General features: G+C 70.2%; 9 protein-coding genes. 3 read left to right on the forward strand and 6 right to left on the reverse strand.

From position 1 onward, the window contains the following. Nucleotides 1-285: 285 nt before the first annotated feature. From nudC to ACZ6DT_RS24490, 5 genes are all read right to left on the reverse strand, one after another. Nucleotides 286-1299, reverse strand: coding sequence for an NAD(+) diphosphatase (nudC, locus tag ACZ6DT_RS24470; protein WP_465599226.1), 1014 nt, complete (start codon nt 1297-1299; stop codon nt 286-288). Continuing rightward, nucleotides 1299-2675 (reverse strand): M16 family metallopeptidase, encoded by a 1377-nt coding sequence (locus tag ACZ6DT_RS24475; protein WP_465599228.1) that lies wholly within the window; start codon nt 2673-2675, stop codon nt 1299-1301. Before ACZ6DT_RS24475 ends, nudC begins: the two co-directional genes overlap by 1 nt. Then, nucleotides 2672-3976 carry a M16 family metallopeptidase gene (locus ACZ6DT_RS24480; protein ID WP_465599230.1) on the reverse strand — a complete coding sequence of 435 codons (1305 nt, stop codon included), beginning with the start codon at nt 3974-3976 and terminating at the stop codon, nt 2672-2674. The genes ACZ6DT_RS24475 and ACZ6DT_RS24480 overlap by 4 nt, the downstream gene beginning before the upstream one ends. Nucleotides 3977-3997: 21 nt before the next feature. Beyond that, nucleotides 3998-5599: a DUF2207 family protein gene (locus ACZ6DT_RS24485; RefSeq protein WP_465599232.1), complete on the reverse strand. Its 1602-nt coding sequence runs from the start codon at nt 5597-5599 to the stop codon at nt 3998-4000. A 73-nt stretch (nt 5600-5672) separates the two neighbouring features. After that, complete coding sequence (locus ACZ6DT_RS24490) at nt 5673-7442, reverse strand: DUF2207 family protein (RefSeq protein ID WP_465599234.1); 1770 nt, start codon at nt 7440-7442, stop codon at nt 5673-5675. Between the two features lie 326 nt (nt 7443-7768). Between ACZ6DT_RS24490 and ACZ6DT_RS24495 the strand changes: the two genes are divergently transcribed. Next, entirely contained in the window at nt 7769-9028 is a 1260-nt protein-coding gene (locus tag ACZ6DT_RS24495) for a neutral zinc metallopeptidase (protein ID WP_465599236.1), read from the forward strand. A gap of 148 nt (nt 9029-9176) precedes the next feature. Here ACZ6DT_RS24495 and ACZ6DT_RS24500 read toward each other — a convergent pair whose 3' ends face one another. Continuing rightward, a complete protein-coding gene (locus tag ACZ6DT_RS24500; protein WP_465599238.1) occupies nt 9177-10070 on the reverse strand; it encodes an RDD family protein in 894 nt (297 codons plus the stop codon). Nucleotides 10071-10131: 61 nt separating this feature from the next. Here ACZ6DT_RS24500 and ACZ6DT_RS24505 point away from each other — a divergent pair, with 61 nt between their 5' ends. Together ACZ6DT_RS24505 and ACZ6DT_RS24510 are read left to right on the forward strand one after the other, a co-directional pair. Next, the gene (locus ACZ6DT_RS24505; RefSeq protein WP_465599240.1) at nt 10132-11139 is read left to right on the forward strand and encodes a stage II sporulation protein M; all 1008 of its coding nucleotides are present in this window, start codon (nt 10132-10134) and stop codon (nt 11137-11139) included. 42 nt (nt 11140-11181) lie between these two features. Beyond that, a complete protein-coding gene (locus tag ACZ6DT_RS24510; protein ID WP_465599242.1) occupies nt 11182-12231 on the forward strand; it encodes a hypothetical protein in 1050 nt (349 codons plus the stop codon). Nucleotides 12232-12330 lie beyond the last annotated feature (99 nt).

Raw genomic sequence — 12330 nt, forward strand, 5'->3', positions numbered from 1 at the left:
CGCGAGATCCGGGTCTGAACACGCGAGTCACGTGTCTGAGCACGTGAGTCACGCTTGTGGTCCGGGCTGCGAACCCGGCGAGCGCAGTGGGGCTTTGCCGACCCGGGCTCCGCTCGGTCCCGCGTGCCAGAAGTCGTGGGGGCAAGTCCGCCTGACCTGCGAAAAGAGAGCAGGGGACCTTTGCTATCGCCGGGGTTTCTCACCCTGGCCTAAGCGTTCCCACTGCCTCATTCGAGACGCTGAGCGTCTCGAATGAGGCATTGGGGACACGGCCGCGGACAGAAGTCAGACGCCGGCCCAGGCCGCCAGCATCACGCGCGCGATCGACGAGTTCCCCGGCAGCACCAGGTGCCGTGTTCCACCGGCGATCGGGGTCGGCACGGCGCCCGCGTTCCGCAGCTGACTGTTCGTGAAAGCGGCCCGCACCTCCGCGCGCGAAACCCAGAACGCCTCTTCGATCTCGCCCTCCGCGGGCACGATCGTCGATGAGATGTCGGTCCGCGCGGTGAAACCGAGCATGATCGACCGCGGGAACGGCCACGGCTGGCTGCCGAGATAGCGGATGTCGCGCACGTCGACCCCGACCTCTTCGCGGATCTCCCGCTCGACACAGCCTTCGAGCGACTCCCCCGCCTCGACGAAACCGGCGAGGATCGAGTACCGGTCCGGCGGCCAGATCGGCTGCCGTGCCAAGAGGACGTGCTCGCCGTTGACGCCGGCGTCGTCGTGCACGAGGCAGATCACCGCCGGGTCGGTGCGCGGGTACTCCTCGCGGCCGCAGCCGGTGCACTTGCTCGCCCAGCCCAGCTGGACCACCTCGGTCGGGCTGCCACAGCGCGTGCAGAACTTCGCCTGCCGACGCCAGGCCTGCAACGCCTGCGCGGTGGTGAACAACCCGGCCGAGGCGTCGTCGAGCAGATCGCCATAACCGCGCAGGTCGACCCAGATCTCGCCTTCATGCCGCGGGACCTCTTCGACGACACCCCAGCTACCCGCCATTTCGACGGTCTCGGTCTCCCCGGCGGGGCGGCCGGGCAACGACCAGTAGTCGGTGCCCTGCCACTCTCCGAGGAACACCGCGTCGGCGGGCGGCTCGGTGCCGAAGTCCTGCGACTTGCGGGTCGCGAGAGTGCCGGAACCCTCCACCACGGGGGTGCGCGCGTGTTCGTCGAGCACCACGATTTTGGCGTCCGGCCAGCGCTCGGCGAGCCTGTCCGGGTTGGTGCGCAAGGATTCCTGACGGTCCGCCATGGAGCGCGAAAGCGTCGGGAGCACCCCTAACCCGAACGGCGTCTCCATCAGGCCTGCTCCCCGACCGTCACGTCCCCCAACGCCTTCAGCTTCGGTGCGAGGACGTCGGCGTCTCCGACGACGACCCCGGTGAACCGCTTGGGCGCGAAGAACTCCAGCGCGGCGTTCGCGACGTCTTCGGCGGTGACCGCGGCGAGCCGTGCCGGGTGCTCGGCGAGCCATTCGACGCCCAGCCCGGTCGCGGCGAGCGCGGCCAGCTGTGCGGCGAGTCCACCCTGTGACGACGCGGACGTGACCAGCGAGCCGATCGCGTACTGCCGCACCGATTCGACCTCGTCGGCGGTCGGCGGCACGAGACCGAGCCTGGCCAGCTCGTACCGGGTCTCCATGAGCGCGGCCGCGGTCGCGTCGGTCGCGGTGTCCGCGTCGACGTTCACCACGGCGGTCTGGTCGGTGAACTCGAATCCGGAGTGCGCGCTGTAGGTGTAACCCTTGTCCTCACGGATGTTCTCGACCAGCCGCGACGAGAAGTACCCGCCGTACACGAGGTTCGCCAGCTGCAGTGCCGGGTACCGCGGGTCCGTGCGCGACACCGACTGCGCGGACAGCCGGATCTGCGACTGCACGGCACCGGCCCGCGGCACCAGCAGGACGTTGCCCCCGGTGAGTTCGGGCAGCGGCGGCAGGCGGACGGCGGAGCGGTCCGAAGCCCAGCCGCCGAGTGCCTTCTCCAAGTCGCCGATGACGGTCTCCGGGTCGATGTCGCCGACGATCACCAGCACGGATCCACGCGGCAGCACCGAAGCCCGGTGCAGTGCGCGAACCTGCTCGGGCGTCACAACGGCCACGTCCTCGGCCTGCGGGACCTCCCGCACCGCGGGGTGGTCGCCGTAGCGGTGCTTCTGCAGCGCCTCGCGGGCGATCGTCCTCGGCTGCGTGCGGGAGACGGCGATCCGCTCGATGAGCCGCTCGCGTTCCCGCTCGACCTCGGCGTCCGCGTACGAAGCGCCGGTGAGCGCGTCGGCGAGGACGTCGAGCATCGTCGGCAGGCCGTCGGCCAGCGAGGTACCGGTGATGACGAGCCGCTCCGGGTCGACGCCGGACGCGAGGTCGCCGCCGATCAGCGCCAGGTCGGCGTCGATCTCGATGCGGTCGCGGCGGGCGGTGCCGGTCAGCAGGGTCTCGGCCAGCACTTCGGCGGTGGCCGGGTGCAGTTCGTCTTCACCGGCGAACGGGATCCACACCCGTAGCTCGACCAGCGGAACGGTGGGCTTGCGGACGGCGAGCACCCGCAGCCCGTTGCTCAGCGTGGTGTCCACATGGGACAGATCGGCGGCGGCGCGCTGCGTCCCCAGCGGCGGGACCGGACGCGGCCCGGCGGCCGTGCGGCCGATCTCCTCGGCGGTGCGGTGCGGTGCGCTCACTGCTCGGTACCTTCCTGGTCTGAATCGGCACTGCCGGGGCGGACGACGAGGACGGCGCGCGAATCCGGCCGCAGCGCCTTCGCTGCCGCCGAAACGGCTTCCGCGGTGACCGCCGACATCTTCTCGGGGAGCCGGTACACCAGCGACGCGTCGCCGTAGAGCAGCTCGAACGAGCCCAGCGCCAGCGTGCGGGACACCAGCTTGTCGTGTTCGGAGTGCAGGCTCGCGGCCCAGCGCGCGGTGACCTTCTTGAGTTCCTGGTCCTCCGGCGGCGTGGTCGCCAGCTTCTCCAGTTCCTCGTCCAGCGCGGCGAGGACCTGTTCGGTGCTCACCTCGTGCGGGTGGATCGCGGTGATGGTGAACGTGTCCGGGTCACGGGCCTCGAACGGGCCGAACAGCCCGGCGCCCGCGCCGATGTCGACGACCAGCGGTTCGCGGTGCACCAGGCGCTGCTGGAGCCGGGAGCCGTCGCCGTCGGTCAGCACGCCGGCGAGCACGAGGTTCGCCAGGTAGCCGTCGAGGTCGTTGATCGGATCCGGCATGCGGTAGCCGACGCCGACCGCGGGCAGCGGGGCGTGCGGGTCCACCTGCTCACCACGGAGCTCACCCTCGGGAGCGGGCTCGGCGAACGAGGGACGCTCGGGCACGGGCCGGTGCGGCACGTCACCGAAGTGCTTCTCGATCAGCTCGCGGGCCTGTGCGACGGTGAAGTCACCGGCGACGGTCAACACCGCGTTCGCGGGCGAGTAGTAGGTGTCGAAGAAGGCCGCGCAGTCGTCCAGGGTGGCCTGTTCGAGATCCTCGAAACCGCCGTAACCGTTGTGCGCGTTGGGGAAGGTGGAGTACAGCACCGGCGGGAGCGTGATCCACGGGAACCCGCCGTACGGCCGGTTCAGCACGTTGAGGCGGATCTCCTCCTTGACCACGTCGATCTGGTTGGCCAGGTTCTCCTGCGTCAGCTTCGGCGCCCGCATCCTGTCCGCTTCGAGGAACAGGGCGCGCTCGAGAGCCGCGGCGGGGAGGACCTCGAAGTAGTCCGTGTAGTCCGGATGGGTGGAGCCGTTGAAGCTGCCACCACTCGACTGGACGTACCGGAAGTGCGCGAGCTTCTCCAGACTCTCGCTCCCCTGGAACATCAAATGCTCGAAGAGGTGCGCGAAACCGGTGCGCCCTTCGGGCTCGGAACGGAAGCCCACGTCGTAGTGGACGCTGACACCCACCACCGGAGCGGTCGCGTCGGGCGCGAGCACCACGCGCAGACCGTTGTCGAGGGTGAATCGGACAAGCTCGGGATCGGCCATGCGCACCACCCTACGGGCTACTCAGGCCTCCAGGCGACGACCCTGGCGGGTCGCGGCGAAGGTTCCCACCAGTGCGGCGGTGAAGTCGCCCACCCGTGCGACGTCCACCTCGTCGGCGCCTTCCCTGCCACACCAGTAGATCTTGGGCGGACCCTTCAGTCCGGCGAATCCGGCGATCCAGTCTTCTTGTTCGCCGAGAGCGAGCGCGTACGGCAGCGCCCGCGAAAGGAGCACCTCGCGTTCGAGCTTCGGGACGGCCGCCGCCTTGGTCTCCAGCAGCGCGTCACGGACGCCGAGCAGCCGCCGGTGCAGCCTGACGCCCGCCCCGGTGCGCGCCGGGAGCCACCGGGCGGCGACGGCGAGTACGGCGCCCGCGGCGATCACGATCAGTCCGAGCTGGGCGTAGCCGACGGTCAAGGCCAGCAGGACGGTGAGGAACAACCCGTAGAAGCAGACGCGCGGGCCGACGCGGGTCAGCCTGCCGGGCAGCCGCGAGTACCAGCGGCGTTCGACAACGCTGTCGTCCAGCGCGCCCCGTACCGTTTCGATCCCGACTCGCGCGGACTGGAGTTCCGACAGCAGCACCGACTGCCGTCCGTCCGGCAACAGGACGTCGAACACCGCGCGTTCGTAAGCGGTCAGCTGCTCGTCCGGCGGATTGCGGCGGACGAGCCGCCAGCCGGTCAGCTCGCCGGGCTCCTCGGTCACCCACAGGTAGTTCCGGACCGCGAGGTCGATGACCGTCGCGGCCAGGTCGACGGCGTCGGCACGCCCCGTGAGAACGGTCCCGACCTGTCCGGGCAACACACCGTCGGGTGATGAGAACGCGGCTTGGTCGTCCTTCCCGGTGAGCAGCCGGACCGGGAGTGGGTCACCCGGGTGCTCGTCCCGCCTTCGCAACAGGCCCAGCGCCACGGCCGCGGCGACCACCGCGAGCGCGAAGCCACCCCAGGCCCAGCCGACCGGACCGGTGAGCACGAACGCTCCGGCGAAGGTCTTCGACGGCTCCAGCCGCGCGTTCGCCGGCACGGTGCCGCCGGGCAACTCGACCGAGATCTCCATCCGCTGTCCGGCCGCGAGATTCTGCTGGCTGAACCGGGTCAGCCCGGAATGCGCGATCTGGGCGGTCCCGCAGTGCGCGCGCGACCCGTCGGGCCCGGCGTGACAGGTGACCGCGTTCGGGATGGACGGCGCGGCGAAACTCGCGCGCACGAGTTCGAGCCGGGCGTCCCAGCCGCCCGCGACCTGCCAGCCGACCCGCACCAGGCCGTCCGCTTCGATGACCGCACCGTCCACTGTGTACCGGACGATCGAGGTGCCGCCCCTGAGCTTGACGGTGAACTCTTCTTCGGTCAGCTCGGAGTTGCCCGCGCCCTCGATGACGACGTCACGGATGCCGATGATCCGGTCACGGTCGTGCGGGGCCGCCGTGCGGAGCGGGATCCGGCGGGTCATCGTCACCTCGCTCGGCACGGACACCGCCTCGACGACCGAGAGGGCGCCATCGCGTTCCACCTTGAGCGAGATCTCCGCGCTGTTGGGCAGCGAGGGCAGCTGCGGTTCGCCTTGCGCTCCCGCCGGTGCCGCGCTCAGCACCAGCAGGAGACCGGCCAGCAAAAGCACGCATTTAGTCCTCTGAATGCGGTTGTTGCGCAGGCAAGGACCGCATTCAGAGGACGAATTGCGAGTTTTCACCTCAGGCGGGGACCGGGTCCGGGCGGAGCGAGCGCAGGTGCCCGGATTCGGCGAGCAGACCGTCCAAAGCGGACAGGAACGACGGAAGGTGCGCGGCGAACCGGCGCAGATCCCGATCGCCATCGAGGCCACCGAACCAGTACAGTCCGGCCGAACCGTCCGCCGACGGGTCGAGCCCCTCGAACGTGCGCAGCCAGTGCTCGGTGTCGCCGAGCACGATGGCGTACGGCAATGACCGGGAGAACACCAATTCCCTGTCCGCCACCGGAATATCGGCGACCTTGACGGTGTGCAGGTACTCGAGCAGGCCACGCACCTGGCCGACCAGCCGCCTGCCGCGCGAGGTCCGCGGCGGCACCCACGAGGCACCCAGCAACGCGGCGACCCCGGCGAGCACGACCGCGACGCCGAGCAGCGCGTGCCCGGCCGTGAAGGTCAGGACGACGGTGCCCACGAGACCGAGCCCGACCAGGCCGATGCCCGCCCACGTGAGCTTGCTCCTGCCCTTGTCCGGACGGCGGGAGAACCAGCCCTTGCCCGCGACGTCGGCGTACATCGCCTCGCCGGCGACGCGGAGGTCGACGGTGCCGCGGCCGCGGAGTTCCGACAGCAGCACGGAATCGGTGCCCTCGGGAAGGAGGGCGGTGTAGATCTCGCGTTCGAAGGCGACGAGGTGCTCGTCGGGCGCGTTGCGGCGGGTGATCTGCCAGTCGACGGTGCCCGCGCCGCGCACCTCGGCGATCCACAGATAGTTGCGGACGGCGAGGTCGACCACCGTTCCGCTGACGTCCACGACGTCGACCGTCTCGTCGACGACCGTGCCGACCTGGCCGGGCAGGACGCCGTCGGGCGAGGCGAAGGAGACCCGATCGCCGTCTCGCATGAGGACGTCGACGGGGCCGGTGCCCGCGGTGAGCGCGCCCTTGTCTCGACGGCGCAGCAGCCAAATGGTCAGGGCGCCGAGTACCAGGAACAACGCCAGCGCCCCGAAACCGAGACCGGCGAGAGTGGTGAGGGCGAACGCTCCGCCGACCGAGGCGATCTGCTCGAACCGCGCGTTCGCGGGCACCGTGCCCGCCGGCAGCTGGACGGCGAGGTCGACCCGTTCGCCCGCCGCGAGTTTGTCCTGCTCGATGCGGACGACGCCGCTGTGGTCGATCTCCGCGAGCGAACACTGCCTGTCCGAACCGAGCGGCCCGGCGAAACAGTCCACTGTGGGTGTTTCGCGCGTCGGCGCGCTGAACGCGGCGGACACGCGGGACAGTTCGCCGTCCCAGCCGCTCGCCACCTGCCAGCGCACCTGCTGCGCGCCGTTGACGTCCGCGACCGCTCCGTCCACTTTGTACCTGAGGGTGGCCGCGCCGCCATCGAAGGTGGCGACCAGCTGCTCACCGTTCGACTCGGCCTTCCCCGCGCCCTCGACCGAGACGTCACGGACGCCGTAGACGCGGTCCTGCTCTTCACCAGCGGGAACCTTCAACGGAATCCGGCGTACCAGTTGCCGTCCACCCGGGACGGTCACCTGCTCGGTGATCGACACCGAACCGTCGCGTTCCACCTTCACCGAGACGTTCGCGGCCGCACCGCCCGGCGGCTGGAGCAGCCCGAGCTCACCGCGTGCACCGATCGGCGGCGGCTTCGGCAACTGTGGCGCGTTCGTCAGCGAAGGGCCCGCTGCGGGCGCCTCCGGCACGTTCGTATCCGACGGCGGGGCCATCAAGGCCGAGCTCGCCGCGACGGCCACGACCGCCGTCCCCCATTTCGTCAACACAGCCACACACCTTAGGGCAGCCGATCTATGCTGACCGCCGAAACGCCGAATCGCCCCACCTGGGCGAACGGCGTTGCCGAATCGCATGGGGGATCCACTCGATGAACCAGCAGCCGCCCGGCGCGCCTGATCCGCGGCGCCGGCCGACTCCACCACCGACGCCACCGACGGGTGGCCGTCCGCTGCCACCGCCCGGAGCGCGTCCGCTGCCACCGCCGGGTGGCCGCCCGAGCCCGCCACCCGGAGCCCGTCCGCTGCCACCGCGAGGTGGGCGCCCGCTCCCGCCGCCGGGAGCCCGTCCGCTGCCGCCGCGCGGTGGTCCGCCGATGCGGCAGGGTCCCGTCCCGTCCGGCCGCCCCGGGCAACCGCCGGTCTCCCGGCCGACGCCGATCCCGCCGCCGTTCCGGCCGGGTCCGCCGAGCGGCGGGATGCCGCTGCCTCCGCCAGGAGCGGCCCCGCTGCCGCCGCCGCGGATCGGCGCACCGGTGCCGTTCCGCCCCGGCGCCGTCGGCCCGCCACAGCTTCCGTACGGCCCGCGTTTCGCTCAGCCCGCGTTCACTCCGTACGGCGGATATCACGCCAAGAAGTCCAACGGCGGGGTGATCGCGGCGGTCGCGATCGTGGCCGTGATGGCGGTCATGGGCGGGTTGCTCATGGTCATCACCATCGCGAACGGCGACTCGAGGCACACCGCGGATGTCGGATACTCGAGCTATCCGACGACGTCCTCTTCGGACTACACGACGACCACCACGTCCAGCGACACGTCGACGACGAGCACCCGTTCACGCGATTCGACCGCCTCGCGCGAGACGTCGGCGGGCTCGACCCGCGAGACCTCGGCCAGCCGTGCCCCGTCCGGCCCGCAACCGCACCACAAGCTGGCGGACAACCCGCTGTGGCTCGATTCCCAAGTCGGCCTGCCGAACCAGCCGTGCAACCTCTCGCGCTGGGCGAACAACCCGGACGCGGCCGCGGCGTTCTTCGAAAGCGCGCGGCCCTGCCTGGACAGCGTCTGGCAGCAGGTCATGAACTACACGAAACTGCCGTTCCGGGTCCCGACCGTGAAGTATCCGTCCGGCAAGAACTGGTCGAGCCCCTGCGGCGACGCCAGCAACGGTTCGGTGGCGGCGTTCTACTGCTCGCAGAACGAGACGCTGTACATGCCGTACGAAGGCCTTCAGGTCCCCCAGTACGGCAACCGGCCTGGGGTCTATCTGGCCCTCTACGCCCATGAGTACGCGCACCACATCCAGGCGCTTTCCGGTATTTCGAAGGCTTATTGGGACGCGCGGTACGAAGCGGGCACGGACTCGGCGGCGGGCCTGGAGATGTCGCGGCGCAACGAGCTTTCGGCGCAGTGTCTTTCCGGGACGTTCCTGGGCTCGACGGTGGGCCGCGGCGGCTCGGTCGATCAGGCGATGTACCGCGACGCCTGGCAGACCCAGGACCGCGGCGACCACAACGGCGGCCCGCGCGACCACGGCTCCGACGCGCACGCCGTCTCGTGGTGGCAGCACGGCGCGCAGAAGAACCGGATCTCCCAGTGCAACACGTGGGCGGCCAAGCCGTCCGATGTCTCCTGACTGTCCGTGAAGGCCTCCTTGAGGGACTCTGGGTCCCTCAAGGAGGCCTTCACGGACTTCTGCAACACGACCACCGGCAGCGTGTGAAGGCTCCGTAGTACATGAAGGCCCCCTTCATGTACTACGGGTTGCAGGACCGGGGCATAGGTCAGCCAGGCGGTGCGAAGGGGTTCTCCGGTACCGGATCCGAGAGAGGCTGCGGCTGGGCGACCGGCGGCCCCGGAGCGACAGGCGCGAAGGACTGCCCCGGCGCGAAAGGCACCGGCGGCCAGTGCTGAACCGCCGGTTGCAGCTTCGCCTGATCCCGCAGGCGTCGCTCCGCCAGCACAGCCGACAGGTACGCCCACGACGGCACCCCCGGCGGCACCGGCGCCCCGATCACCGACGCGACCTGCTGCGCGAGCCCGTACCCGAGGGCTTCGACCGCTTCGGGGCGAAGCTCGCTCGTGCGGCTCAAGTACTGCCGGACGGCCAGCGCGAGGTCGTTCGTCAGCCGGGTCAGGTCCAGTTGCGACGCCCAGTACGCCAGCTCGGGCGGCATCCCGACGTACGGGGTGCGGGAGGCGGGCATGCGTTCCCGGATCACCAGGGTGCCGGCGAGGTAGTCGCCGACACGGCGGCCGTTGGGCGACAGCAGCGACGTGACCACGGCCACGACGCCGAGCAAGCCCAGCGCCCAGAAATCGACGAAGAATCCGGCGAGCCCGCGGACCAGCGCGTGCCGGAACCGGACCGGACCGCCGTCGGTGCGGACCACCCGCAGGCCGAGCGCCATCTTCCCGAGGGTGCGGCCGCGGGTCAGTGTCTCGGAGATCACCGGGTAGCCGACCATGATCAGCACGAGGGTCACCAGGAAAAGGGTCAGCGCCAGCGCTTCGTCACCGAACGCGGCGACCTGGCTCAAGACCAGCATCGCGACGGCCAGCGCGATCAGCTGCAGGGCGACGTCGATCATCATGGCGAGCCCGCGGCTGGCCAGTTTCGCCGCGCGCATGTCCAGGACGACGGCCTCGCCGGTGACGAGTTCGGACTCTTGTTCCACCTGGCAAGCGTAGTGACGAATAGGCTGGGCGACCAAGGACGATCGCCGGGAGGGCTCCGAGTTGGACGTGGACGTGTTCGTCGCCGCGCATCAGGCCGAATGGAACCGGCTGCGTGACCTCGTCGGCCGCGCCGGGAAACTCAGCGGCCCGGACGCCGACGAGCTGGTGACGCTGTACCAGCGCGTCGCGACGCATCTTTCGATCATCCGCTCGGTCGCGCCCGACCCGGTGCTCGTCGCACACCTGTCCGGCCTGGTCGCGAAGGCCCGCTCGGCCGTCACCGGTTCGCACAGTCCCGCCTGGCGCGAGGTCGGGCTGTTCTTCACCCGGCGATTCCCCGCGGCGCTGTACCTGAGCAGACGCTGGTGGCTGGCGTCGGCGGCGGCCTCGATCGCGGTGATGGCGATCGCGGCGGTGTGGATCGCCGGCGACCCGCAGGTACTCGCGTCGCTGGCCTCGCCCGAGGAGTTCAAGGACCTGACGGCGCCGGGCGGGAAGTACGAGACGTACTACTCGTCCGACCCCGCGGGTTCCTTCGCCGCGCGCGTCTGGACGAACAACGCGTGGGTGGCCGCGACCTGTCTGTTCCTCGGCGTGGTGCTGGGGCTTCCGGTGATCTACGCGCTCTGGGCGAACTCGCTGAACCTCGCGATCGGCGCGGCGCTGATGTCCTCGGCCGGACGGCTCGACGTGTTCTTCGGCCTGATCCTGCCGCACGGTCTGCTGGAGCTGACCGCGGTGTTCGTCGCGGCCGGGACGGGGCTGAAGCTCGGCTGGACGGTCATCGACCCGGGACGCCGGTCCCGGACGGCGGCGCTCGGCGAGCAGGGGCGGTCGGTCGTGGTGATGGCGCTGGGGCTGACCGTGGTCCTGCTGATCTCCGGCGTGATCGAGGGTTTCGTGACGCCGTCGGGGCTGCCGACCTGGGCTCGCATCGGCATCGGAGTGGTCGCCGAGGTCGCGTTTTTACTGTACGTGTTCGTGGTCGGGCGCCGGGCCGCGAAAGCGGGCGAAGTGGGTGATGTCGACTGGCGATACGCTGGAGATTCTCGACCTGAAGCGGGCTGAACTGGTTAGCTCCTCCCCATGGGGAGAAAACGGTTACGTGTCTTGGCGATCGTCGTCCTGTCCGTGCTCGCTTCGACGCTTCTCGTCGGCCCGTCCCAGGCGCGGACCGGATCCGCGCCGTCGGGCAAACAGAACTGGGTGGTGAGCGTCGGCGGATTCCGCACCGACGCCGACCGCAACTACATCCGCCTCGGCTACCTCGTGTTCAACCCGGCGGACAACACCGTCGCGCACAACTTCTGGACCTGGAACCAGGCGGATTTCCCCACCCCGGTCAACAGCGGTGACGTCTACTACTGCGGCGACTGGGCGCCGGGATCCAATCCCCGCAACAACTGTCCGATCAAGACCGCGCCGGGCTTCACCGGTGAACCGAACGGCCACTTCACCGGCACCTACGCCGAAACCTCCGGACAGGTGGCCATCACCTGGACCAAGAGCACCGTCAACGGCACCACGACCGCCGTGAACCTCGCGGAGACGTGGGCGGTTTCGGAACCACGACCGGGTCTCGGCCGCTTGCAACTGGTGAGTGACGATTACTCCATCACCAGCGGCATCGCCTACGGCAGCAACGCCTCCCTCGCGCAGACCAGCAAGGCACCGATGAGTTCGGTCCGCGCGACCCAGCGGTCTTACCTGCTCGAAGGGCAAGCGGTGAACCGCCGCGCGATCACCGACTGGACCAGGGGCGGCAGTGGCGCCCTCGGAGTCGGTCCGGGCTGGAACAACTGTGACGACGGCTCGTGCCTCGGGTTCGTGCAGTACGACTCCGGCTGCGACCCGTCCTCCTGCTGCCCCGCCGGCCCCGGGCACGCGGCGTGCGCGCAGAAGATCATCGACACCGGCGACAGGCGGTTCTACTACCTGAGCGATGCCTTCGGCGGACGGCGCAACAGTTACGAGTTCTGGTGCGAATGCTTGTCCTACAACGGTTGCTACCTCGGCAACAGTCACGTCCGCCCGCTGCTGCAGGTGATCGACGACGCGGGGGCCTTCCAGGGCTGGGTCGGCGCCGAGGTCAGCCCCGACCGGAGCGGTTCGCGCGATCCCTCGGGCGAGTACTACTCGAGTTTCGCGCTGGTGGCCTAGGCGCGCGGTTCCAGACGGGGTCGGGGGGGGGGGGGGGGGGGGGGGGGGGGGGGGGGGGGGGGGGGGGGGGGAGAGGGGGAAAACACCACCCCCCCACCC

This window comes from Amycolatopsis sp. NPDC041971, assembly GCF_055588925.1.